Origin of the sequence: Streptomyces xanthophaeus, assembly GCF_000725805.1 — a bacterium.
In the GTDB taxonomy this organism is placed as follows: domain Bacteria; phylum Actinomycetota; class Actinomycetes; order Streptomycetales; family Streptomycetaceae; genus Streptomyces; species Streptomyces xanthophaeus.
This window is the reverse complement of the sequence record NZ_KL647139.1, coordinates 12,505-37,176: the sequence shown is the minus strand read 5'-3', so window position 1 is coordinate 37,176 and position 24,672 is coordinate 12,505. Positions and strand designations below refer to the sequence as shown.

The following is a 24,672-nucleotide window of genomic DNA, read 5'->3' as shown; positions in this document are numbered from 1 at the left end:
CCATCGCGAAGCGACGCGACCGCAGGGAGCGCCCTTGAGGGCCCGGCCCGGCACGGAAGGACCCTGGGACTGACGGGAATCCCCCAAGACATCCCTGATCAGGCCAAGGGGTAACAGGCCCCCGAAGCCACCCTCAGCCCCGCCCCTCCCCCACCCCCGCCACACGGGGGAGTTCCGGCGGCTGGCCGACTCGGGTGGGGGATTTGTCATACCGGGCGTGGCAGCATCGGGCCCTCGGAGGTGACCCCATGTCACGTCGGCCGCTTCGCGCCGTCTGCATCGCCGCAGTGCTCGTGCCCGCGCTCGTCACGGCCGGGCCGGTCCCCGGTGCCCACGCCGAGCCCACGGGGCCGGGTGAGTCCGTCGGGGCGCTGCTGACCCGTCTGCAGGGGCTGTACCAGAAGGCCGAGGAAGCGACCGAGGCCTACAACGCCACCGAGGCCGCGCTGGGAACCCGGCTGGGTGAGGAGCGGCGGCTGCTCACCGAGCTCGGGAAGGTCCGTACCGCCCTCGGCTCCGAAAAGGCCGCCGCCGGGCGGCTGGCGCGGGAGCAGTACCAGGGCTCCCGGGGCCTGTCCCCCTACGCGCGGATGCTGCTCGCCGGGGACCCCCGGGTCGCCCTCGACCAGCGTCGGCTCCTCACCCGTGAGGGCGCGCGGCGGGCCGGGGTGCTGGAGCGGCTCGCGCGGGGCGAGCGGGAGGCGGGCGCCCTCGCCGGGCAGGCCCGCAAGGCCCTGGACGCCGAACAGACCCTGGCTGCGGAGCGCAAGCGGCACAAGGACGAGGTGGCCTCGCAGTTGCGGGAGGTGGAGCGGACGCTGGCTTCGCTGACTCCCGCACAGCTCACGCAGTTGGACGCGCGGGAGGCCGCCGAGACGGCGGCCGCGCAGCGGAAGCTGGTGGACTCGGGCCGGCTCGGGAGCCCCGGCGTCGCTGCGGCCCGTACGCCGACGGCCGCCGGGGGCGTGGCGCTGACGTACGCGGCGGCCCAGATCGGCAAGCCGTACGTCTGGGGCGCCGAGGGGCCGGGGTCCTTCGACTGCTCGGGGCTCACCTCGCAGGCCTGGGCGCGCGCGGGGCGGACCATTCCGCGGACCAGCCAGGAGCAGTGGGCGCAGTTGCCGAAGGTGCCGCTCGACCGGTTGCGGCCCGGTGACCTGGTGGTCTACTTCCCGAAGGCCACCCACGTGGGCCTGTACGTCGGCGGCGGCAAGGTGATCCAGGCGCCGCGCCCCGGGGCGCGGGTCAAGGTGTCGCCCATCGCGGCCAATCCGCTGCTCGGGGCGGTGCGCCCGGATCCGGACGGGGCCCCGCTCGACCACTTCGTGCCCCCGCCGCTGCCCGAGGGGGCTTCGGCGGGGGACGATGCGGGCTATTCGGCCGAGGAGGCTCCGACGGACGGGGAATCGGACGGGGAGTCCGCGTCGGGTGCCGGGGCTGCTGCGGAGGACGCGGCAGCGGCCACCTCCGCCAGGTAGTCCGCGGTGTCCTCGGGGTCGTAGAAGTACGCTTCGAAGTCGGCCGGGTTGTCGAAGCCGTTGGCGAATCGATCCGCCACCGGCTGGAGCTGCCCGGCCGCGCCGATCAGGTTCAGCACGTGCTCGGGCGGGACGCCCAGCATGGCGTTGGTCCACTGGGTGACCGGCTTGCCCGTGGTGAACCAGTACTTGTCGAAGGTCGCCTTCATCCACGACTCGTCGAACGGCTTGTCCCCGTGCATCAGGATCGACGACAGGTACGAGGCCGCGCACTTGGCGGCGGAGTTCGAGCCCTGCCCGGTGATCGGGTCGTTGGCGACGACGACGTCCGCGACGCCGAGCACGATCCCCCCGCCCGGGAGGCGGCCGATCGGGTTGCGGACCACCGGGGCGTAGCGCCCTGCCAGGGTGGCTCCGGCGTCCGTCAGGTCCACCTTCGTGGCGCGCGCGTACTCCCAGGGCGTGAACTTCTCCATCAGCTCCAGCGTGAGCGCCAGGTGTTCCGCCGGGTCCTTGACGCCCGTGAAGGCGTCCAGCGGGCCGCCCGGGATGCCTTCCCAGAAGAGGATGTCCGCGCGGCCGGAGGTGGTGAGGGTCGGCATGACGAAGAGTTCGCCGACCCCCGGCACCAGGTTGCAGCGGACCGCTTCGGTGCCGGGGTGCTCCGGGCGGGGGCCGAGGCCGTGCACGTACGACACGGCGAGGGCGCGCTGCGGGGCGTCGTAGGGGGAACGGGCCGCGTCCCGGCCGAACATCGACACCAGCTCGCCCTTGCCCGCGGCGACCAGCGTCAGGTCGTACGTGCGGGAGAAGAAGTCGAGGTCGGCGACGGAGGCGCCGTGGATGACGAGCTGTCCGCCGCGCTGCACGAAGGCGTCGAGCCAGCCGGCCATCTTGACCCGCTGGTCCACGGACTGGGCGTACCCCTTGAGCCGGCCGAGCCAGTCGATGACGCGCGTGCTGTCGGGGCCGGCGACGGAGACGCCGAGGCCCTCGATCTTCGGGGCCTGCTGCTCCCAGAAGTTGATCTGGAGGTCGCGCTCGTGCTGGAGGGCCGTGTCGAACATGCACTGCGTGGACATGACCCGCCCGGTACGGATCTCGTCCGCCGTCCGGTTGGACATGAGGGTGACCTCGTACCCCTTCGACTGGAGTCCGAGGGCGAGCTGGAGACCGGACTGGCCGGCCCCCACGACGAGTATCTTGCGCATGGCACGTTCTCGATTCGGTCTATTCGGGGGTGGTGTCGAGTGCGTGTCCCACCAGGGTCAGCAGGGATTCCACGACGGTGACACGGCTGCGCGCGTCCATGATCACAACGGGTACGCCGGGCGGGATCGTGAGCGCCTCGCGCACGTCCTCGGGCTCGTACGAGCGCGAGCCCTCGAAGTGGTTGACGGCGACGGCGTAAGGAAGTCCGCAGCTCTCGAAGTAGTCGAGCGCCGGGAAGCAGTCGCGCAGCCGGCGGGTGTCGGCCAGGACGATGCCGCCGATGGCCCCGCGCACCAGGTCGTCCCACATGAACCAGAACCGCTCCTGGCCCGGGGTCCCGTACACGTAGAGGACGAGGTCGTCGTCGAGGGTGACGCGGCCGAAGTCCATCGCGACGGTGGTGGTGTTCTTGTCCGGGGTGCCGGTCAGGTCGTCGGTCGGGGCCGCGGCCTGGGTCATCACCGCTTCGGTGCGCAGCGGGGTGATCTCGGAGACGGAGGAGACGAAGGTGGTCTTGCCCACGCCGAAGCCGCCGGCGACCAGGACCTTGACGGCCACGGGAGCGCGGGAGCGGTCGTACTGCCAGGGCTGGACGGGCTCGTCGTCCGGCCCCGACGTCACCGGCGGAACCGGCCGGTCAGAGACGGCGAAGGCCACTGAGCACCCTTTCGAGCAGCGCGCGTTCGGGGCGGCCGGTGCCGTGCCCGGTCCCGTAGACGCGGATCCTTCCCTGGTCCGCGAGGTCGCTGACCAGGACGCGGACCACGCCGAGCGGCAGCTTCAGCAGCGCGGCGATCTCGGCGATCGTGCGCATGCGGCGGCATATCTCGACGATGGCGGGCATCTCGGGCGTGGGGTCGGGCTTCTGAGGCTCGGAAGCCTTGCTGTCCAGGGCGGCGACGAAGGTCTCCACCAGCAGGACCTGCGTGAAGCGGGTGCGGCCTCCCGTGAGGGAGTAGGGGCGGACGCGGGCGGGGCGGCGGTCGGCGCCGCGTATCGGCAGCCGGTCGGAGGCCGGACTCCTCACGGGGTGTTCTCCATCGACTGGCGCAGCTCACTGCGGACTTCGGGGGTCAGGACGTGGCCGGCGCGGCCGACGAACAGGGCCATGTGGTAGGCGACGACGCTCATGTCGCAGTCCGGGGTGGCGTGCACCCCGAGCAGGGAGCCGTCGCTGATGGCCATGACGAAGACGGAGCCGTGCTCCATGGCCACCATGGTCTGCTTGACGGATCCGCCGTCCATGAGGGCCGCGGCGCCGGTAGTGAGGCTGCCGAGGCCGGAGACGATGGTGGCGAGGTCGGCCGAGGCTCCGCGCGGGCCCTTGGGGCGCGGGCTCTCGGCGGGGCCCGCCGGTCCTGCCGCTCCGGCCGCTCCGGCTGGTTCCGAGGACAGCAGCAGCAGTCCGTCGGAGGAGACGACGGCGACGGAGTTGACGCCGGGCACCTCCTCGACCAGGTCGGTGAGCAGCCACTGCAGGTTGCGGGCCTGGGTGCTCAGTCCGTACGTACTGGGCGCGGTCATGTGCGTGCCTCCTGTGCGGTGTCCCCCCGGTCGGTCTGCCCTTGCCCCCGGTCCTGCGCGTCGTCCTGGTCGCGGCCGTGTATGCCGTCCTGGTCCTGTGCGAGCTCGGCGGCGACGACGCGCCGCCCGTCCTGGGCGCCCTGGTAGAACCCGCCGAGGCGGCGCCGCAGTTCATCGGCGTCGACCTTGCGCGCGGGCTCGGGGCGTACGTCGTCCGGGCGGCCGGCGGCCACGGTGCGCGGGGTCCGCTTCGGCAGGCCCTTGTCGGTGACGGCGGAGTCGGCCGGAGCGGAGGTGCCGGCCGGGGTGTCCGGGGTGTCCGGGGTGTGCTCGGCGGGGTCGGCGGGGTGGCTGCCCTGGCGGGGCAGCCAGTTGCCTTCGTCGGCGGTGTGGCGGTGCGGGTCCGGCTCGGGCTCCGGGTCCGGCTCGGGCCCGGCTGCGGTCTCGGCGGGCGGGGCCGGGGCCGGGACGGTGAAGACCTGCTCGGCGGGCGGCAGCGGCCCGTCCTGCGGGTCGGCGAAGACCACGGCTTCGGCGAAGGCCTCCGCGTCCGCCTCGGCGACGACCCGGGCCAGGAGTTCCTCGGCGGCAGCGGGCTCGGGCTCCGGGAGCTGGTCCTGGGGCTGGTCCTGGGGCTGGTCCTGGAGCTGGTCCTGAAGCTGGTCCTGGGCCGACTCCTGGAGCTGGTCCGGTACGGGCTCCCGGGCGGGCTCCGGCACCGGCGCCTCGGCCTGCTCCGCCGGCGCAGTCGGCTCGGCCGGCTCCACCTGCTGCTCCGCGCCGGGCTCCGCCTGCTGGTGGTGCGCCTCGGCTCCGCGGGCGCGGCTCGGCAGGACGTGCTCGTTCGCCTCGGCGACCACACCCGGCAGCCGCAGCGCGGGCGCGCCCGGCGTGGCCAGGGCATGCACCGGGGACACCGGCGGGGTGGTCGGCAGGAGCGCGGCGGGGACGACCACGAGGGCCTCGGTCCCGCCGTCGCGCGGGGCGCGCAGCTCCGCGGTGACGCCGTGCCGGGCGGCGAGCCGTCCGGCCACGTACAGGCCGAGGCCCAGGCCGTGTTCCGCCTCGGGTTCCTCGTCGTACGCCTCGGGCGTGGACAGCCGGAGGTTCAGCGATTCCAGCCGGTCCTCGGTGACCCCGATGCCCACGTCCACGACGGACAGCACCACGTCGCCGGAGTCCAGCAGCCGTCCGGACACCTTGACCTTGGCGTCCGGCGGGGAGAAGGTCGTCGCGTTCTCCAGCAGTTCGGCGAGGACGTGCGAGATGTCGTCGGCGGCGTGTCCCGCGACCTGGGTGTACGAGGGCAGCTCCGCGAGGTCGACGCGTTCGTAGCGCTCGATCTCGCTGACGGCGGCCCGCATGACGTCGACCAGCGGGACCGGGAGTCCCTGGCCGTGGCCGTGTTCCTGGCCGGCGAGGACCAGCAGGTTCTCGTTGTGGCGGCGCATCACGGTCGCCAGGTGGTCCAGCTTGAACAGGGTCGCCAGCCGGTCCGGGTCCTGCTCCTTGGACTCCAGTTCCTCGATGACCGCGAGCTGGCGCTCGACGAGGCCGAGGGTCCGCAGGGAGAGCGACACGGAGGTGGTCGACATGACCCGGCGGTGTTCCTCCAGGCCGGCCCGGAGCTTGGTGAGTTCCTCCTCCAGCACTTCCCGGCTCGACGTCAGCGCTTCGTTGCGGCCGATGAGCCGGCGGCGGTCGGCGTCGAGCCCGGCGATCCGGGTGTGCAGGGAGACCGTCTGGTCGCGTACGGCGTTCAGGTGGCGGACGACCTCGGCGAACTCGTCGTTGCGGCCGGTGAAGCGCACCGGCTCCACCGAGCCCTCCGGCGTGGCCAGCCGTTCCGCGCCCCGGCGCAGCACCGACAGCGGGCGCGTCAGGGAGCGCGCCACGGCGGTCGTGACGCCGACGGTGACGAGGAAGAGCACGCCCAGCAGGGCGACCATGGTCTCCAGCCGGGTGACGTCGTCGTCGCGCAGGCCGGCGAGGGCGGTGGCCCGCTGTCCGGCCAGGGTGGATTCCACGGACCGCATGCGGTCGATGCGGGCGGTGAGCGCTGCGCCGACGGCGGCGCTGTCCGTCCTGCGTTCGGCCGCGGTCAGGGTGGGCCGTTCGGTGAGCCGCTTGAGGTGGTCGTCGGCGGCCTTGACCTCGGGTCCGGTGACGGTGGCGGCGAGGGTCTGGCGGACGTCGGGGCGGGCGACCCGGGCGAAGTCCTCCAGGGCGGCCTGTTCCCGTACGCGGGCCCGCTGGGCGGCGGTGGTGAGTTCGTCCACCACGGCCGAGTTGGGGGGCTGCTCGCCGCGGGGGACGGCCAGCGCGGCGAGCAGCAGTCCGCGGGTGGCCGAGGCCTGTTCCACGGCCTGGCCCAGCGGGGCCAGCGGGCGGACGGTGGCCAGGGCGGCCTCGGCGCGCGGCGGGGTCAGTTCGGTGAGCCGGTCGCCGGGGGCGAGGAGTTCGGCGATGACGCCGGCGTAGGCCTGGTGGGCGGCGAGGGAGCTGCCCTTGCCGTCGACGGCCTCGGTGCGCACGGCCTGGACGCGGCCCAGGGCGCGGGCGAGTTCCTCGTCGGCCTCGGCCCGGACCTCGGCGAGCTGCCGGTCGGTGCGGGTGGCGCGTTCCTGGACGGCGCCCTTGCCGGAGCCGAGGCGGCCCTTGGCGACGTACTCGATGACGGCGTCGCGCTCGTCGCCGAGGAGGTGCGCGAGGGTGAGGGTCTGCCGGGTCTGTTCCGCGAGGGTGACCAGGCTCTGGGAGTCGTTGAGTTCCGTCGATGCGGTGACGACGGCGGGTGCGCCGGCCGCGAGGACGGTGAGGCCGGCGACGGCTACGCCAATGACCAGCCTGCGGCGCACGCGGACGCGGCGTCCTGCGGGGGCCGGGCCGTCGGTGGCGGTGCCGTTCTTCCGAGACCGCTTCTTCTGCACCGGTGCTCGCAATCCTGTACGTGTGCTCGTGCTCGTCTACTCGTGTGGCCGAGGTAACGGCCGGTCAACAAGTAAACGCTCCCTGCCCCCTCGTACCGCCTCAGACCTTTGCAGTGTGATGGGTAGAGAGCCGCACAACGCCCACCCGGCCACTCGAACGAGTGAACATCACGGATGAGTTGGCATCCAACTCGGACACCCCGTGCCAGAGCGCGTCCGTGGACGGGTGGTTGAAAGATCCCTGCGGGCTTTGGCAGGATGCCCGCCCACATCGCGCGCCGGGGCCCGGTGGACGGGTGCCCGCGGGCGGGCAGGGGCCGGTCCCGTCCGGCCCGCTTTGGTACGAACCTTCCTGTGCTGCGCCGGGTCCTGCGGGCAGAATGCCGGTATGCGCATCGATCTCGCGTCCGCCCCCGGCGACCCGGAACGCCCCAACGAGGATTGGGTGTCGGCGGCGCTGCCTGCCTGCGGCGGGGGCGTCGTCGTCGCCTTGGACGGGGTCACCCCGCCGCGCGGTGAGGACGGCTGCGTGCACGGGGTGCCGTGGTTCGTGGCGCGCCTCGGCGGCCGATTGACCGAACTGTCCGGATCGCGGCGGGACATGTCGCTGGACCGGATCCTGGCGGAGTCGGTCCGCGCCACGGCCGACGCACACCGCGGGACGTGTGACCTTTCTCACGTCCGCACGCCGCAGGCGACGGTGGTCGTGGTCCGTTGGGACGGGGCCTTCGTGGAGCACCTCGTGCTCTCCGACTCGGTGCTGCTGCTCCAGGCGCCCGCGGGCGAGGTGAGTGCGGTGCTCGACGACCGGCTGGACCGGGTGCCCCGGGAGGTACTGCGTTCGGTGGCGGCCACGGACGCCCTGCGCAACGCGGAGGGCGGCTTCTTCACCGCGGCCGCCGATCCGGCGGTGGCGGCCCGGGCGGTGACGGGGCGCACCCCGCGCGAGCGGGTCCGGGCGGTGGCGGCGCTCACCGACGGGGCGAGCCGCTGGACGGACACCTTCGGGGAGGGTGACTGGCAGGAGTGCATGGGGGTGCTGCGCAAGGAGGGGGCGCAGGGGCTGATCGGGCGGGTCCGTGCCGTCGAATCCGATCCGGCCCGCCCGCCGGGCCGGTACAAGCGCCACGACGACGCGTCGGCGGTGTACGCGGAGCTCTGACGCATCCGGGGGCGAGGCGGGCCAGGGGCAGGGTCAGGGCCAGGAGGAGGCGCGGCTGCTCGGTCGCGGCTACTCGGTCTCGGCGCCCGCGTTGAGCTGGTTCAGCAGGCGGGCCAGTTCCGCCACCTCGCCGCGGTCCCAGTCGGCGAGTTTGCGCATGTACTGCTCGCGCCGGGCGTCCCGTACGCGCAGGAAGCGCTCGCGGCCCTCCTCGGTGAGGCCGATCAGGAAGGCCCTGCCGTCCGCGGGGTCAGGCTCGCGGGCCACCAGGCCCAGCACTTCCAGGGCGCGCAGCTGGCGGCTCATGGTGGCCTTGCCGACCCCGAAGTACGCGGCGAGCTCGGTGGCCCGCTGGCGGCCGGCGGCCTCCAGGCGGGTGAGGAGTCCGTACGCCGCTGGTTCCAGCTCGGGGTGCAGGGCGCGGGCCATCTCCCCGGACGAGGCGCGTGCGCGCCGGAGGAAGACGGACAGCTCCCGCTCCAGGGCAAGGAACTCCTGGTCTTCGCTCCCGTGCACGTCCCGCTCCCATCGGTGGTGTGAGCCGCCAGTATTTCGCAGCGGGCGCGCGCACGGCCCGGGGCCCCGCCGGGGCGGGGCGCCGGGCCGTACGGGGGCCGGGTCAGGCGGCGGCGGTGACGGGGGCGCGGTCCCGGTCGAGGGCGAGTTCCAGGACCTGGCGCACATCGGTCACGGGGTGCACCTCCAGCCCTTCCAGGACCTCGGCCGGGACGTCGTCCAGGTCGGCCTCGTTGCGCTTGGGGATGATCACCGTGGTGAGTCCGGCCCGGTGCGCGGCGAGCAGCTTCTGCTTGACCCCGCCGATCGGCAGGACCCGTCCGGTGAGGGAGACCTCGCCGGTCATGGCCACGTCGGTGCGCACCTGGCGTCCGGAGAGCAGCGAGGCGAGGGCCGTGGTCATGGTGATGCCCGCGCTGGGGCCGTCCTTGGGGACCGCTCCGGCCGGGAAGTGGATGTGCACGCCCCGGTCCTTGAGGTCGGCGACGGGCAGTTCCAGTTCCGCGCCGTGGGAGCGCAGGAAGCTGAGGGCGATCTGCGCCGATTCCTTCATGACGTCGCCGAGCTGGCCGGTGAGGGTCAGGCCGGCCGCGCCCGTCTCCGGGTCGGCCAGCGAGGCCTCGACGAAGAGGACGTCGCCGCCCGCGCCGGTCACGGCGAGGCCGGTGGCCACGCCGGGTACGGCGGTGCGGCGCTCGGCCGGGTCCTGGGCGGCTTCCGGGACGTGGTGCGGTCGTCCGATGAGCTCCCGCAGGTCTCCGGCGCCGATCCGGAAGGGCAGTTCCCGTTCGCCGAGTTCGTGCTGGGAGGCGACCTTGCGCAGCAGCCGGGCGAGGGAGCGTTCCAGGGTGCGCACGCCCGCTTCGCGGGTGTACTCCCCGGCGAGCCTGCGCAGGGCGTCCTCTTCGAGGACCACCTCGTCGGCGCCGAGTCCGGCGCGCTCCAGCTGGCGCGGGAGCAGGTGGTCCCGGGCGATGACCACCTTCTCGTCCTCGGTGTACCCGTCGAGGCGGACGAGCTCCATCCGGTCGGCCAGCGCCTCGGGGATCGCCTCCAGGACGTTGGCGGTGGCGAGGAAGACGACGTCGCTCAGGTCCAGTTCCACTTCCAGGTAGTGGTCCCGGAAGGTGTGGTTCTGGGCCGGGTCGAGGACCTCCAGCAGGGCGGCGGCCGGGTCCCCGCGGAAGTCGGAGCCCACCTTGTCGATCTCGTCGAGGAGCACCACCGGGTTCATCGACCCGGCTTCCTTGATCGCGCGGACGATGCGGCCGGGCAGGGCGCCGACGTAGGTCCGCCGGTGTCCCCGTACCTCGGCCTCGTCCCGTACGCCGCCGAGGGCGACGCGGACGAACTTGCGGCCCATGGCGTGGGCCACCGATTCGCCGAGGGAGGTCTTGCCGACGCCGGGCGGGCCGACGAGGGCGAGCACCGCGCCGCCGCGGCGGCCGCCGATGACGCCCATGCCGCGCTCGGAGCGCCGCTTGCGCACGGCGAGGTACTCGGTGATGCGGTCCTTCACGTCGCTGAGGCCGGCGTGTTCGGCGTCGAGGACGGCCCGGGCGCCGCGGATGTCGTACGCGTCCTCGGTGCGTTCGTTCCAGGGGAGTTCCAGGACGGTGTCGAGCCAGGTGCGGATCCAGGAGCCCTCGGGTGACTGGTCGCTGGAGCGCTCCAGCTTCTCGACTTCCTTCAGGGCGGCCTCCCGCACCTTCTCGGGGAGGTCGGCGGCCTCGACGCGGGCGCGGTAGTCGTCGGACTCCTCGCCGTCCTTCTCTCCGTTCAGCTCGCGCAGTTCCTTGCGGACGGCTTCCAGCTGGCGGCGGAGCAGGAACTCGCGCTGCTGCTTGTCGACGCCGTCCTGGACGTCCTTGGCGATGGACTCGGCCACGTCCTGTTCGGCGAGGTGGTTGCGGAGCCACTTGATGGCGAGTCCGAGGCGGGTGACGGCGTCTGCGGTCTCCAGCAGCTCGACCTTCTGGTCCACCGTCAGGAAGGGGGAGTAGCCGGAGTTGTCGGCGAGGGCGGAGACGCCTTCGATCTGCTGGACGCGGTCCACGACCTGCCAGGCCCCGCGCTTCTTGAGCCAGCTGGTGGCGAGCGCCTTGTACTCCTTGACCTGCTCGGCGACCGCGCCGGGCAGCGGGTCGGGGACGCTCTCGTCGACGGTCTCGCCCTCGACCCAGAGCGCGGCGCCGGGGCCGGTGGTCCCGGCGCCGATGCGGATGCGGCCGCGGCCGCGGATGAGCGCGCCGGGGTCCCCGTCGGAGAGCCGGCCGACCTGCTCGACGGTCCCGAGCACGCCGGTGCCCGCGTACTTGCCGTCGATGCGCGGCACGAGCAGGACCCGGGGCTTCCCGGTCCCGGCCGCCGCCTGGGCGGCCTCGACGGCCCCCCGTACCTCGGAGTCGGACAGGTCCAGGGGAACGACCATTCCGGGCAGCACGACCTCGTCGTCGAGCGGCAGCACGGGCAGGGTGAGCGTTACGGACGTCGAAGCCATGATCTTCCCTCCGGCAGTGAAGTTGAGCTATGCCGACTCAATGCATCTGCGCCCCCTGGTGTTCCCCAACACCCGTTCGCCCCGGGCGAACAGCTCTCGGGTGCCGTCCGGCGCCCTATCCGGCCGTGGAGATGCGGACGTCGCCGGAGGTGGTACTCGCCGAGAGGGCGGAGGGGGCCGCGGGGTCCGAGGGGAGGGAGACCTCGCGGGAACCGGAGGTGGTGGAGACCGCGACCCGGTAGGCGGCGGCGGGGACCTTCAGGGTGAAGTCCCCCGAGGTGGTCTCGGCGGCCACGGAGGCCGGGGTCCGCGCGAAGTCCAGGCGGGCGTCGCCCGAGTCCGAGCGGACGTCGGCGCTCGGTCCGGCCAGGCCGGTGGCGGTGATCCCGCCCGAGGAGGTACGGATCTTCAGCGGGCCCGCGACCCGGTCGGCGCTGACGCGGCCGGAGTCGGAGGTCAGGTCCGCGCCGGCGATCCCGGCGACGCTGATCCGGCCGCTGCTGTTGCCGAGGCGGACGGTGGCGGAGGCCGGCACCTCCAGGCGGTAGTCGACGAAGCAGGTCCCGGAGCAGCCGTCGGTGAAGGTCAGCACGCCGCTGCCGGAGACCTGCTGGCCCGGCGCCGGCCGGGTGTCGCCGCGGTAGTGGACGGTGCGGCGGACCGTGACGCCGGGGCCGGTCCCGGGGACCACCTCGATCGAGCCGGCCCGGGCCCCGGTCAGCTCGACCGCGGTGACGGCCTCGGTGACCGTGGCGTCGGCGTCCGCCGTCCGCTGCTCCCCTTCGACGAGGGAGCAGCCGGACAGGAGCAGCCCGGCGCCGAGGGCGGCGACTGCCGTGCGGGCGAGGCGATGTGACGTGGCGTGAGGGCTCATGGACCGATCCTCGGGCAGCGGCGGCGCCCGGCCGATGGGGGCGGTACCCGAACCGTGGTGGGGCTATCCCCCCGTCGCCACCGGCCGGTCCGAGGGCATGCCCCACTCGCTCCAGGAGCCGTCGTACACGGCCAGGTCCCGGTATCCGGCGAGGTGGGCGCCGAGGGCGAGCACGCAGGCCGTCACCCCGGACCCGCAGCTGAACCGGAGCTGCTGCCGGTCCCCCGCCGCCGCACCGAAGGCCGCGCGGAGTTCGGCGGCGGGCCGCATCAGCCCGCCGGGCCCCTGGAGCTCGCCGAACGGCAGGTTCACCGCGCCCGGCATGTGGCCGCCGCGCAGGCCGGGGCGGGGTTCGGGCGCGGTCCCGGCGAAGCGCCCGCGGGTCCGGGCGTCCAGGACGGCCGCGGACGGGTCGGCCAGGGCCGCGGCGACGGCGGCACTGCCGATGAGCAGCCCGGGGCGGGGGCGGGCGGTGAAGGAGCCGCGCGGGCCCTCGTAGGCCGGGCCGGTGCTCTCGGCCGGCAGGCCGGCCGCGGTCCAGGCGGGCAGGCCGCCGTCGAGGACGGCCGCCCGGTCGAAGCCCATGGCCCGCAGCATCCACCAGGCGCGGGCGCTGGAGTAGATGCCCGCGCCGTCGTAGACGACGACGGTGTCGGTGTCGTGGACGCCGAGGGTCCGCAGCGCCTCGGTGAAGGCGGCGGGTGAGGGCATGGTGTGCGGGGCGGGGGCGTCGTGGTCGGACAGGTCCCCGTCGAGGTCGAACGGGCGGGCCCCAGGGATCCGCCGGTCCGCGCCCCGGTGGGCCCCGACGGAGGCGTCGAGGATCACCAGCCCGGGCGCCCCGAGCCGCGCGGCGAGCCAGTCTGCCCCGACGAGGGCCCCGGGCACCCCGGCGGCTCCGGCGCCGGCCCCGCCGGATCCCGGGTCGCGGGGGGCGGAGTTCTGGGACGTGGTCATGCGGCACCTCCTGGTACCCGGCCGCCACCCCCGTCGGGACGGCCCACCGGACGGACGAAGCGGGACGCCCCATCCTGCGGCCTGCCCCCCGCCCCGCACCGCCCGGGGCCCGGGGTGCGGTCAGGGGCAGGTGCCCGGGGCGGCGTACAGCGCCACGCGGGCGCCGTGGACCGGGGTGACCGAGCAGAGGTCGAAGCCGGTGGCCAGGGCGCCGCGTTTGGCCTCCTCGGCGGGGTACGGGTCCAGGGGCTGGCCCTCGGGGTCCAGCAGGGCGATCACCCGGGGCGAGGCGGCGAGCGCGGCCCGGATCGCCTCCGGAGGCAGTTCGGTGCCCTGGAGGCTGCGCGAAGCCGCCGGGGAGCGGTCCAGGGCCACGTCGCGCAGGCCCTCGTAGACCGGGGGCGAGGACAGGAGCCACTCGCGGCGCCGGGAGGGCATGAAGAGCACGGCGTCCCCGGGCCGGGCCCGTTCCCGGACGGCGGCGGCCACCGCGAGCACGTCGTCCTTGCGGCTCTGCGGGGTGCGCAGCCAGGCCGACCAGTACGCGCAGGGCACCAGCAGCGCCGCGGCGAGCAGCCATGGCCACCAGGGCCGTACGGCAGCCAGCCGGGCCCCGGCGAGCAGGGCGGCCCCGGCGAGCGCGTAGAGCACGTACCGGTCGACGTACCAGGGGTGCACCAGCGAGACCGCCATCAGCAGCCCGGGCGGCAGCAGGGCCAGCGGCAGGGCGACACGGACGAGGTCCGGCGCGGCCCCGCGGGCGAGCAGCAGCGAGGTGGCCGCGAGGACCCCGTAGGCCGCCCAGTCCTGCCAGCTGGGCCGCCCGAGCCAGCCGAGCTGCTGCGGGGCCTGCCGCGCGCTCACCAGGGCCAGGGGCAGCAGCAGGGCCACGACGGCCGCGGCGCTCCACCGCCAGCCGCGCGAGCGCCCGGCGGCGAATGCGTGGGCGAGGAGGGCCAGGGCGGCGAACTCGTGCAGCCAGCAGCCGAGCAGCAGCACGGCCGCGTACGCGGTCCAGCGCTCGCAGAGCATCAGGTACGTCGCCCAGACGACGGCCGCCGCGACCAGGGCGTAGGAGCGGCCCTCCTGGGCGTACATCTGCACGGGCGGCAGCGCCGCGTAGACGAGGCCGGAGATCAGCGCGGCCCGCTCCCCCGCGAGGAGGTGGGCGACGGCTGCGACCCCGGCGGCCGCGAGGGCGGTGGCGGCGACCGAGGGCAGCCGCAGGGTCCACAGGCCGCCGTCCCAGGCGAGGAACGCCCCGTGCATGAGCAGGTAGTACAGGCCGTGGACGGCGTCGACCTGGCCGAGGAGTTCCCACAGGCCGCCGAGCGGGCGGTGGGCCACCTGCCAGGTGACGGACTCGTCGCGCCACATGGCGCCCCCGCGGGTGAGCCCCCACAGGCCGAGGGCGGCGGCGAGCAGCGGGGGCAGCAGGCGCCGGGCTGCGGTGCGGCGGATGGTGTCCTCCGGGTGCTGTTCGTCGGGGTGCTGTTCGTCGGGGTGCGGGCACTCCATACTCGGGGTCCGGTCCCCGTACCCGCGGAGGTGGGTGTGCGCACGTTCCGAGCAGTGGCGGCGACGGTGCTGAGCGCGGTGGTCCTGGCGGGGTGCGGGGCCTCGGGTACGGGTGGTGACGACGCGCCTGCGGCGTCGGCCCCGGCCCCGCAGCCGGCCCCGGGCGGGAGCACGCCTGCGGGTCCGGGTCCGGGCTCCGGCCCCGGCGGCACCGGCGCGAGCGGCACGACCGGTCCCGGCGGCTCCAGCGGCCCCGCGACCCCCGCCCCGCCGGAGGCGACCGGCGCCCCCGCGACGCCCGCCGGCACGCCCTCCGCGGCCGAGACCCTCGTACGGGTCTCCCGCAGCGGCGGCTTCGCGGGCGACACCCACACGCTGCTGGTGAAGGGCGACGGCTCGTGGACCCGGCTGGACCGGCTGGCGAAGCCGGAGGGGGCCGGGAAGCTGTCGGACGCCGGGCTCGCGCGGCTGCGCACCGCCCTGCGGGAGGCGGATTTCTCCCGCCTCCCGAGGATCTCCACGGGCGGCCCGAAGGTCTTCGACGGTTTTTCCTTCGCCTTCGTGCACGGCGGCCACGAAGTGGCCGGGGCACAGGAATCTTTGCCACCGGTTCTGACCAAGGTGCTGGAGGCTCTGCCTCCGTTTACGGCCGGGTAGGGCCCGGAGAAATCCGGTCACCCGGCACATCCTCCAAGCCCGGACGAACCCGTCCCTGTCCGAACCCCGCATAGCCGCAGGCCGGTGGCTCCTCTACGCTGCACCCCATCACGCGGGATCTTCACGGGGCGGGACCTGGACATGGAACAGACACACACGACCCACAACAGCGCTGCGGCGACCCCCGGCGCCCAGCGGCGTGTGCTCGTCGTCGAGGACGACCGCACCATCGCCGAGGCCATCGCGGCCCGGCTGCGCGCCGAGGGCTTCCAGGTGCAGACGGCCCCCGACGGCCCGGCCGCCGTGGCCGCCGCCGAGAGCTGGCTGCCCGAGCTGCTGGTGCTGGACATCATGCTGCCGGGCTTCGACGGCCTGGAGGTCTGCCGACGGGTCCAGGCGCAGCGGCCGGTTCCGGTGCTGATGCTCACGGCCCGGGACGACGAGACCGACCTGCTGGTCGGGCTCGGGGTCGGCGCCGACGACTACATGACGAAGCCGTTCTCGATGCGCGAGCTGGCCGCACGGGTGCACGTGCTGCTGCGGCGCGTCGAGCGGGCCACGCTCGCCGCGCACACCCCGCGCGGGGCCACCCTGCGCCTGGGTGACCTGGAGATCGACCACGCGCAGCGCCGGGTCCGGGTGCAGTCCGAGGACGTGCACCTGACGCCGACCGAGTTCGACCTGCTGGTGTGCCTGGCCGGGACACCCCGGGCGGTGCTCTCCCGGGAGCAGCTGCTGGCCGAGGTCTGGGACTGGGCCGACGCGTCCGGCACCCGTACCGTCGACAGCCACATCAAGGCCCTGCGGCGCAAGATCGGCGCGGAGCGGATCCGTACGGTCCATGGCGTCGGGTACGCCCTGGAGACCCCGGCCCAGGCATGATCGACCGGTCCGGGCAGCAGTCCGGGGCGGGGCTGCGTCCCTTCTCGCCCTTCTCGATCAAGACCAAGCTGGGCACGCTCGTGGTGGTCTCGGTGTTCATCACCACGGGCCTGCTGCTGGTGGCCCTGCGCACGGACACCGAGCTGCGGTTCATCACGGTCTTCTCGGTCATAGCCTCGATGCTGATCACCCAGTTCGTGGCGCACAGCCTGACGGCTCCGCTCGACGACATGACGACGGTGGCCCGGGCGATCTCCCGCGGTGACTTCACCCGCCGGGTGCGCGGGGCGGGGCGCCGGGACGAACTGGGCGACCTGGCCTCGACGATCAATCTGATGGCGGACGACCTGGAGGCGGTGGACCGCCACCGCAAGGAGCTGGTCGCGAACGTCTCGCACGAGCTGCGCACGCCGATCGCGGCGCTGCGGGCGGTGCTGGAGAACGTGGTGGACGGGGTCTCGGCCGCCGATCCGGAGACCATGCGGACCATGCTGAAGCAGACCGAGCGTCTGGGACGGCTGGTGGAGACCCTGCTGGACCTGTCCCGGGTGGACAACGGGGTGGTCCCGCTGCGGGCCCGGCGCTTCGAGGTCTGGCCGTACCTGTCGGGGGTGCTGAAGGAGTCCGCTCTGGCGGCGGCCGGCCGGCCGGGGCTGACCTCGGGCTCGGGCGGCCACACCCGCAACGACGTGCACCTGCACCTGGACGTCTTCCCGCCCGACCTGTGGGCGCACGCGGACGCCGAGCGCCTGCACCAGGTGGTGGCGAACCTCGTCGACAACGCGGTCAAGCACAGTCCCGCGCACGGCCGGGTCACGGTGCGCGCCCGGGCCGGCGAGGAGCCCGGGAGCCTGGCCCTGGAGGTCCGGGACGAGGGTCCCGGGATCCCTGAGGCGGAGCGGCACCGGGTCTTCGAGCGGTTCAACCGGGGCAGTGCGCGCGGCGGCGACGGCGGTACGGGGCTCGGCCTGGCGATCGCCCGGTGGGCGGTGGAACTGCACGGCGGGCACATCGGAGTGGCCGAATCGTCACGGGGCTGCCGCATCCTTGTCACGCTTCCGGGCAGCTCGCAGGCGCCGCGTTGACGTAGGGTTCGAGTGGGAAAGGACATGATCTCGGCCACACGTGCCCGGGGTCGTCAGGGGTGCGAAGCCAAGGGGGCCGCAACCTCGGTGCCCCCTACCCGAACCTCGCTTGTTTCCCGCCATTCCGGTGGGTGAAACCCGCCGTTCGATGTGACCTGCGCGACGGATGTACCGCCCGGTCTGCATCTGGCGGCTCAGGAGGCGTAGCCTTTATTCCCGCTGTCCATACCTTGTGAAGCGGAAGAGGGCGGTTGCCGCCGTGTCGCCACAGTCCCCCAGTAACTCGAGCACCACGACCGAAGCAGCAGAGGGCGGGAAGAACCCTGCCTCAGGCTTCGGTGCCAATGAGTGGCTCGTCGACGAGATCTATCAGCAGTACCTCCAGGACCCGAACTCGGTCGACCGGGCCTGGTGGGACTTCTTCGCCGACTACAAGCCGGGTGGCGCTGCTGCTCCGGTGAAGGCCGAAGAGCCGAAGAAGTCCCCGACGACGGACGGCGCCTCCGCACAGGCCGCCACCACCGTCGCCGCAGCCCCGCAGGCCGTCGACGCCGCCGCCACGGGGGCGGCGGGTGCCGCAGCGCCCGCACCGGCTTCCGTTCCCGGTGCCGCGCCGACCCCTCCGCCTGTGTCAGCTCCTGCCCCTGCTCCTGCCACCCCCTCTGGTGCCCCTGCTGTGACTGTCACCTCCCAGGCCCCGGCCGCCGCACCGGCCGCGTCTGCCCCTCAGGCCTCGGCTCCGGCCGCTGCTCCCTCCTCCGCTGCCCCGCAGAAGGCCGCGCCCTCCACCGAGGCCCCCGCGGGCCCCGAGCTGGTGACGCTCCGCGGCCCGGCGGCTGCCGTTGCCAAGAACATGAACGCCTCCCTCGAGGTGCCGACGGCCACGTCCGTCCGCGCCGTCCCGGTGAAGCTGCTGTTCGACAACCGCATCGTCATCAACAACCACCTCAAGCGCGCCCGGGGCGGGAAGATCTCCTTCACGCACCTCATCGGCTACGCGATGGTGCAGGCGATCAAGGCCATGCCGGCCATGAACTACTCCTTCGCGGAGAAGGACGGCAAGCCGACCCTGGTCAAGCCGGAGCACATCAACTTCGGTCTCGCGATCGACCTCGTGAAGCCCAACGGCGACCGCCAGCTCGTCGTCGCCGGCATCAAGAAGGCCGAGACCCTCAACTTCTTCGAGTTCTGGCAGGCCTACGAGGACATCGTCCGCCGGGCCCGCGTCGGCAAGCTGACGATGGACGACTTCACCGGCGTCACCGTCTCGCTGACCAACCCCGGCGGCCTGGGCACCGTGCACTCCGTGCCCCGCCTGATGCCCGGACAGTCGGTCATCATGGGCGTCGGCTCCATGGACTACCCCGCCGAGTTCCAGGGCACCTCGCAGGACACCCTGAACAAGCTGGGCATCTCCAAGGTCATGACCCTGACCTCGACCTACGACCACCGGGTCATCCAGGGCGCGGCCTCCGGCGAGTTCCTTCGCATCGTCGCGAACCTGCTGCTCGGCGAGAGCGGCTTCTACGACGACGTCTTCGAGGCGCTGCGCATCCCGTACGAGCCGGTCCGCTGGAACCGGGACATCGACGCCTCGCACGACGACGACGTCACGAAGGCCGCCCGCGTCTTCGAGCTGATCCACTCCTACCGGGTCCGCGGCCACGTCATGGCCGACACCGACCCGCTGGAGTACAAGCAGCGCAAGCACCCCGACCTCGACATCACCGAGCACGGCCTCACCCTGTGGGACCTGGAGCGCGAGTTCGCGGTCGGCGGCTTCTCCGGCAAGTCGATGATGAAGCTGCGCGACATCCTCGGTGTGCTGCGCGACTCGTACTGCCGCACCACCGGTGTCGAGTTCATGCACATCCAGGACCCGAAGCAGCGCCGCTGGATCCAGGACCGCATCGAGCGCCCGCACTCCAAGCCGGAGCGCGAGGAGCAGCTGCGGATCCTGCGCCGCCTGAACGCTGCGGAGGCCTTCGAGACCTTCCTGCAGACGAAGTACGTCGGCCAGAAGCGGTTCTCCCTGGAGGGCGGCGAGTCCGTCATCCCGCTGCTCGACGCCGTCATCGACTCGGCCGCCGAGGCCCGCCTCGAAGAGGTCGTCATCGGGATGGCCCACCGCGGCCGCCTGAACGTGCTCGCGAACATCGTCGGCAAGTCGTACGCGCAGATCTTCCGCGAGTTCGAGGGCAACCTCGACCCGAAGTCGATGCACGGCTCCGGCGACGTCAAGTACCACCTGGGCGCCGAGGGCACCTTCACGGGCCTGGACGGCGAGCAGATCAAGGTCTCGCTCGTCGCGAACCCCTCCCACCTGGAGGCCGTCGACCCGGTCCTGGAGGGTGTCGCCCGCGCCAAGCAGGACGTCATCAACAAGGGCGGCACGGACTTCACCGTCCTTCCGCTGGCCCTCCACGGTGACGCGGCCTTCGCGGGCCAGGGCGTGGTCGCCGAGACCCTGAACATGTCGCAGCTGCGCGGCTACCGCACCGGCGGCACCGTGCACGTGGTCATCAACAACCAGGTCGGCTTCACCGCCGCCCCGGAGTCCTCGCGTTCGTCGATGTACGCGACCGACGTGGCCCGCATGATCGAGGCGCCGATCTTCCACGTGAACGGCGACGACCCGGAGGCCGTGGTCCGCATCGCGCGCCTGGCCTTCGAGTTCCGTCAGGCGTTCAACAAGGACGTGGTCATCGACCTCATCTGCTACCGCCGCCGCGGCCACAACGAGTCCGACAACCCGGCGTTCACGCAGCCGCTGATGTACGACCTGATCGACAAGAAGCGCTCGGTGCGCAAGCTGTACACCGAGTCCCTCATCGGTCGCGGCGACATCACCCTGGAAGAGGCCGAGCAGGCGCTCCAGGACTTCCAGGGCCAGCTGGAGAAGGTCTTCGCGGAGGTCCGCGAGGCCGCCACGCAGCCCGCCGCCGGCGCCCCGGTGGCGCCCGCGCAGGTGGCGCAGGAGTTCCCGGTCACCGTGAACACGGCGATCTCCCAGGACGTCGTCAAGCGGATCGCCGAGTCCCAGGTCAACATCCCCGAGCACGTCACCGTCCACCCGCGCCTGCTGCCGCAGCTGCAGCGCCGCGCGTCGATGATCGACGAGGGCACGATCGACTGGGGCATGGGCGAGACCCTGGCCTTCGGTTCGCTGCTGATGGAGGGCACTCCGGTCCGGCTGTCCGGCCAGGACTCCCGCCGCGGCACCTTCGGCCAGCGCCACGCGGTCCTCATCGACCGGGAGACCGGCGAGGACTACACCCCGCTGCAGTACCTCGCGGACGACCAGGCCCGCTACAACGTCTACGACTCGCTGCTCTCCGAGTACGCGGCGATGGGCTTCGAGTACGGGTACTCGCTGGCCCGTCCGGACGCGCTGGTCCTGTGGGAGGCGCAGTTCGGTGACTTCGTCAACGGCGCGCAGACCGTCGTCGACGAGTTCATCTCCTCGGCCGAGCAGAAGTGGGGCCAGACCTCCGGCGTCACGCTGCTGCTCCCGCACGGCTACGAGGGCCAGGGCCCGGACCACAGCTCCGCCCGCCCGGAGCGCTTCCTGCAGATGTGCGCGCAGGACAACATGACGGTCGCGATGCCGACCCTGCCGTCGAACTACTTCCACCTGCTGCGCTGGCAGGTCCACAACCCGCACCACAAGCCGCTGATCGTCTTCACCCCGAAGTCGATGCTGCGTCTGAAGGCTGCGGCGTCGAAGGCGGAGGAGTTCACGAACGGCTCGTTCCGTCCGGTCATCGGCGACAGCACGGTCGACCCGAACGCGGTCAGCAAGGTCGTGTTCTGCGCGGGCAAGGTCTACTACGACCTGGAGGCCGAGCGGGAGAAGCGCGGCATCACCGACACGGCGATCATCCGCATCGAGCGGCTGTACCCGCTGGCCGGTGCGGAACTCCAGGCGGAGATCGCCAAGTTCCCGAACGCGGCGAAGTACATCTGGGCGCAGGAGGAGCCGGCGAACCAGGGTGCGTGGCCGTTCATCGCGCTGAACCTGATCGACCACCTCGACCTGGCGGTCGGCTCGGAGGTCCCGGCGGGCGAGCGCCTGCGGCGCATCTCGCGTCCGCACGGTTCCTCCCCGGCGGTGGGCTCGGCCAAGCGCCACCAGGCGGAGCAGCAGCTCCTGCTGAACGAGGTCTTCGAGGCGTAATCGCCGCGCGGCTCAGCAGTACGGAAGGCCCGGTCCCCGCAGGGGGCCGGGCCTTCCGGCGTGTCCGGGGGCCGGCTACGGCTGGGGTTCGAAGTCCCAGTAGGGGCGGGTCTGTTGCTTTGCCGAGACGGTGTGGACGTGTTGCGCGCCCAGGGTGCGGGTCAGGCCCTTGATGCCGGCGTCCTCGTGCTTGCCGGCCTCCACGTCCTCCCGGACCGAGCGGAGGTCCGCGGCGAGGGCGATCTGGGCGCTCAGGGTCATCGGGTGGTCCGGGCCGAGGACCTGTTCGGCGGTGCGAAGGGTGTACCGGCTCAGGTCCAGCGCGTCCTCCAGGCGGCCGGTGATGTTGCGGTGGCCGGTGGCGTTGAGCGCGCAGCCCAGGGTCCAGGGGTGCCGGTCGCCGAGGGCCGCGCGCATGCCGGTCAGGGCCCGTTCCGCGAGGTCCAGGGCTTCCTGGCGGTCGCCCTGGGCGCGCAGCACCAGGCCGAGGTTGCCGAGCGTGCCGATGCTGTACGGGTGGCCGGGGCCGAGCTGTGTGCGGTAGCCGCGTACGACGTCCTCGGAGATCCGGCGGGCCTCGCCGATGTCCCCGTACTCCCTGAGGTAGGTGGCGTAGTCGGAGGCGACCATCAGGGTCCACGGGTAGTCGGCGCCGAAGACGCGGGTGGCCCGCTCCCACACGGTCCGCAGCCGCAGGCCCGCGCCGGGGATGTCCCCGGAACGGCGCAGGCACTGGCCGAGGTTGTGTTCGGCGCGCAGGGTCTGCGGGTGGCCGAGGCCGAGCACCTGCGTGTTGAGCCGGACGCCCTGTTCCTGGCGGGTCTGGGCCTCCCGGTAGCGGCCCATCAGGCGCAGGCCCATGGCGCAGGCGATGCCGGAGGCGAGGGTGGAGATGTGCAGGGGCCGCAGGACGCGCTCGCGGCGGCGCAGGGTGTCCAGGTCGAGGTCGTAGGCGTCCTGGTAGCGGCCCAGCAGCCGGTAGGTGGCGGCGAGGTTGTTCTGCGCGTCGAGGGTGGTGGAGTCGTCCTCGCCGAGGAGTTCGCGGTAGGTGGCGAGGCAGTGCTCGAAGATCGCGCGGGCCGGTTCGAAGTCGGCGGTGCACAGCAGGACGCCGCCGTAGGCGCTGCGGGCGCGCAGGGTCTGCAGGTCGCGTTCCCCGCGTTCCCCGGTGAGCCGGTCGGCGACGGCCTTGGTGAGGGTGCCGGCGCGGGGGAAGAGGCCGAGGTTGCGCAGGGCTCCGCCGTAGGGGTAGCTGAGTTCGCGGACCTTGGGGTGGTCCTCGCCGAGCAGGGCCCGCCAGGAGCGGTCGGTGTCCTCGCAGAGCCGCAGGCAGGTGCGGTACTCCCCGGCGAGGATCAGGTAGCGCAGGCAGTGCAGCAGGAAGTTCTGGATCCGCGGGTTGCTGCTGGCCAGGACGCCCGAGGTGGTCAGGTGGGGGACGAGTTCGGCGTAGCGGGGCCACAGGCGGGCGTCGGAGGGGTGGCCGGGGTCGGCGGCGGCGAGTACCTGGCGGACGGCTCGGGCCAGGGGTTCGGCCTCGTCGTCGGAGAGGTTCTCGCGGACGATGCCGTGGACCATGCGGTGCAGTTGTACGGTCTCCAGGCCGCCGCCGCCCTCCTCGACGGGCAGGTCGGAGTACTCCAGGCGTACCACGGAGAACTGGACGAGCTTGTTGAGGGCGGCGTTCCAGCGGATCTGGTCGTTGATGAGTCCGGCGAGCTGTTCGGGCACGTCGTCGGCGGGGAACTCGCGCAGCAGGCGCAGCGGGACCGGGCCGGGGGCGAAGAAGACGAACAGCCGGAGCAGGGCGAGGGCGTCGGGGAAGTTCTCCCGGACGTTGTTGAGGAGTATGGCCAGGGCGGTGGGGAAGGGCAGCGGGTAGTCGTCGGAGACGGTGACGGCCTCGTGGGAGTCCAGGCGGCGCTGGAGCAGGGCGAGGTAGTCGCCGACGGTGAGCGGGGAGTCGGCGAGCCAGCCCGCGGTCTGGTCGAGGGCCAGGGGGTAGTCCTCCAGGGCCTCGGCGAGCTGGTCGGCCTCGGCGGCGGTGAGGCGCAGGGCCCGGCGGCGGATGAAGGTGACGGACTCGGGCCGGGCGTAGAGGGGGACTTCGACGAGGCTGCTGTGGCGGGCGGCCCATTCCCGGTTGCGGGAGGTGATGATGACGTCGCCCGCTCCCGAGGGCAGCAGGTCGGTGAGGTCGTCGGGGTTGTCGCAGCCGTCGAAGACCAGCAGCCAGCGGTGGTACGGGGAGCCGCGGCGCAGTGCCTCCAGGACGGCCCGGATCTGTTCGCCGTAGCTGCCCGCACCGCGGGGCAGGCCGAGGGCGGGGGCGAGCTCGGCGAGGCGTTCGCGCAGGGTGGGCCGGTCCTCCGCGGGGACCCACCAGACGAGGTCGTACTCGGAGGCGAAGCGGTAGGCGTACTCGGTGGCGACCTGGGTCTTGCCGACGCCGGAGAGGCCCAGCAGGGTGACCACGCTGGCCCCGGGCGGGGCTTCGGCCAGGGCCTCGCGCAGGGTGCCGATGACGTCGTTGCGGCCGGTGAAGCGCGGGTTGCGGCGCGGGACGCGGCCCCAGATCTCCGGCGGGTCGTTGGGGAAGCGGGGGCCGCGGCGGCCGGTCTCGGTGCCGATCCGCTCGGTGGGCAGGTCCAGGCGGCGCAGCACCCGGTACTCGGCCTCGTACGCGTCCACCCCCCACAGGTCGGTCTTCTCCAGGACGGCGACGGCGCTGGGCAGCGGGGCGTCGGTGAGGCAGACGGCCGCGAAGCGGTCGGGGTGGCGGTCGGTGACGGTGCGCAGGGCGGTGTTCCACTCCGCGTCCTGCACGTCGCCGGGGGTGCCCGCGGAGAAGTAGCGCTCGCTGAGGACGAGGAGGACCCGGCTGCCGGAGCGGGCCAGGTCGTCGAGGGCGGGCACGAGGCCGGGGCTGTTCTGGGGGTCCCAGCGCTGGAGGGCGACGCGGTGGCCGTGCTCCTCCAGGCGGTGGGCGATCCACACGGCCCAGGGGCGGTTGAAGCCCGCGAAGCTGATGACGAAACGCTGCGGCTGGGGCTGGTGTTGCGGCTGGTGCTGCGGCTGGAGCTGTGGCTCAGCCGCCGGGCTGGAGTCCTGCCGGCTACCGGTCATGCGGCCGTCTCCCTGGAGTCCGGGCGGTGGACGGGGTTGAAAAGGTACCGCAGGAGGTACCCGTACGGACCCGG

The 24,672-nt window shown here is 73.2% G+C and carries 17 protein-coding genes; 6 read left to right on the top strand and 11 right to left on the bottom strand.

All coding sequences use genetic code 11. The annotated features are described in order from the left end of the window. Positions 1-248: 248 nt before the first annotated feature. Positions 249-1,478, top strand: coding sequence for a C40 family peptidase (locus IO30_RS0139880; RefSeq protein WP_078904956.1), 1,230 nt, complete (start codon positions 249-251; stop codon positions 1,476-1,478). Here IO30_RS0139880 and IO30_RS0139875 read toward each other — a convergent pair. The 5 genes from IO30_RS0139875 to IO30_RS0139855 are packed head-to-tail and all read right to left on the bottom strand — an operon-like array spanning position 1,373 to position 7,144. Beyond that, positions 1,373-2,689, bottom strand: coding sequence for a styrene monooxygenase/indole monooxygenase family protein (locus IO30_RS0139875; protein WP_031151605.1), 1,317 nt, complete (start codon positions 2,687-2,689; stop codon positions 1,373-1,375). The two genes, IO30_RS0139880 and IO30_RS0139875, sit on opposite strands and share 106 nt — an antisense overlap. Positions 2,690-2,708: 19 nt before the next feature. Next, a complete protein-coding gene (locus IO30_RS0139870; RefSeq protein ID WP_031151603.1) occupies positions 2,709-3,347 on the bottom strand; it encodes a GTP-binding protein in 639 nt (212 codons plus the stop codon). Then, positions 3,328-3,717: a DUF742 domain-containing protein gene (locus IO30_RS0139865; RefSeq protein WP_031151601.1), complete on the bottom strand. Its 390-nt coding sequence runs from the start codon at positions 3,715-3,717 to the stop codon at positions 3,328-3,330. The genes IO30_RS0139870 and IO30_RS0139865 overlap by 20 nt, the downstream gene beginning before the upstream one ends. Beyond that, entirely contained in the window at positions 3,714-4,214 is a 501-nt protein-coding gene (locus IO30_RS0139860) for a roadblock/LC7 domain-containing protein (RefSeq protein WP_031151600.1), read from the bottom strand. The genes IO30_RS0139865 and IO30_RS0139860 overlap by 4 nt, the downstream gene beginning before the upstream one ends. Beyond that, positions 4,211-7,144, bottom strand: coding sequence for a sensor histidine kinase (locus tag IO30_RS0139855; protein ID WP_037896574.1), 2,934 nt, complete (start codon positions 7,142-7,144; stop codon positions 4,211-4,213). Before IO30_RS0139855 ends, IO30_RS0139860 begins: the two co-directional genes overlap by 4 nt. A gap of 388 nt (positions 7,145-7,532) precedes the next feature. On the opposite strand from IO30_RS0139855, the gene IO30_RS0139850 reads away from it, so the two are divergent. Next, positions 7,533-8,306 carry a protein phosphatase 2C domain-containing protein gene (locus tag IO30_RS0139850; protein ID WP_031151596.1) on the top strand — a complete coding sequence of 258 codons (774 nt, stop codon included), beginning with the start codon at positions 7,533-7,535 and terminating at the stop codon, positions 8,304-8,306. Positions 8,307-8,375: 69 nt separating this feature from the next. Here the strand turns inward: IO30_RS0139850 and IO30_RS0139845 are convergent, their stop codons facing one another. The 5 genes from IO30_RS0139845 to IO30_RS0139825 form a co-directional block, all read right to left on the bottom strand. Beyond that, complete coding sequence (locus IO30_RS0139845; protein ID WP_037896572.1) at positions 8,376-8,822, bottom strand: MarR family winged helix-turn-helix transcriptional regulator; 447 nt, start codon at positions 8,820-8,822, stop codon at positions 8,376-8,378. Between the two features lie 103 nt (positions 8,823-8,925). Beyond that, positions 8,926-11,322, bottom strand: a complete 2,397-nt coding sequence (gene lon, locus IO30_RS0139840) for an endopeptidase La (protein WP_031151593.1) — start codon at positions 11,320-11,322, stop codon at positions 8,926-8,928. Positions 11,323-11,437: 115 nt separating this feature from the next. Then, positions 11,438-12,196: a DUF4097 family beta strand repeat-containing protein gene (locus tag IO30_RS0139835; protein ID WP_031151591.1), complete on the bottom strand. Its 759-nt coding sequence runs from the start codon at positions 12,194-12,196 to the stop codon at positions 11,438-11,440. Between the two features lie 63 nt (positions 12,197-12,259). Further along, positions 12,260-13,153 (bottom strand): sulfurtransferase, encoded by an 894-nt coding sequence (locus tag IO30_RS0139830; RefSeq protein ID WP_051859648.1) that lies wholly within the window; start codon positions 13,151-13,153, stop codon positions 12,260-12,262. A gap of 120 nt (positions 13,154-13,273) precedes the next feature. Then, positions 13,274-14,671: a hypothetical protein gene (locus IO30_RS0139825; RefSeq protein WP_078904955.1), complete on the bottom strand. Its 1,398-nt coding sequence runs from the start codon at positions 14,669-14,671 to the stop codon at positions 13,274-13,276. Between the two features lie 36 nt (positions 14,672-14,707). Between IO30_RS0139825 and IO30_RS42540 the strand changes: the two genes are divergently transcribed. From IO30_RS42540 to IO30_RS0139805, 4 genes are all read left to right on the top strand, one after another. Beyond that, positions 14,708-15,328 (top strand): hypothetical protein, encoded by a 621-nt coding sequence (locus IO30_RS42540; protein WP_157853467.1) that lies wholly within the window; start codon positions 14,708-14,710, stop codon positions 15,326-15,328. Between the two features lie 141 nt (positions 15,329-15,469). Then, positions 15,470-16,210, top strand: a complete 741-nt coding sequence (locus IO30_RS0139815) for a response regulator transcription factor (RefSeq protein ID WP_031151585.1) — start codon at positions 15,470-15,472, stop codon at positions 16,208-16,210. Beyond that, positions 16,207-17,295, top strand: coding sequence for a HAMP domain-containing sensor histidine kinase (locus IO30_RS0139810; RefSeq protein ID WP_031151583.1), 1,089 nt, complete (start codon positions 16,207-16,209; stop codon positions 17,293-17,295). The genes IO30_RS0139815 and IO30_RS0139810 overlap by 4 nt, the downstream gene beginning before the upstream one ends. 259 nt (positions 17,296-17,554) lie before the next feature. Then, entirely contained in the window at positions 17,555-21,472 is a 3,918-nt protein-coding gene (locus IO30_RS0139805) for a multifunctional oxoglutarate decarboxylase/oxoglutarate dehydrogenase thiamine pyrophosphate-binding subunit/dihydrolipoyllysine-residue succinyltransferase subunit (protein WP_031151581.1), read from the top strand. A gap of 75 nt (positions 21,473-21,547) precedes the next feature. On the opposite strand, the gene fxsT is transcribed toward IO30_RS0139805, so the two are convergent. Then, positions 21,548-24,598, bottom strand: coding sequence for an FxSxx-COOH system tetratricopeptide repeat protein (gene fxsT / locus IO30_RS0139800; protein ID WP_078904954.1), 3,051 nt, complete (start codon positions 24,596-24,598; stop codon positions 21,548-21,550). Between the last annotated feature and the right edge of the window lie 74 nt (positions 24,599-24,672).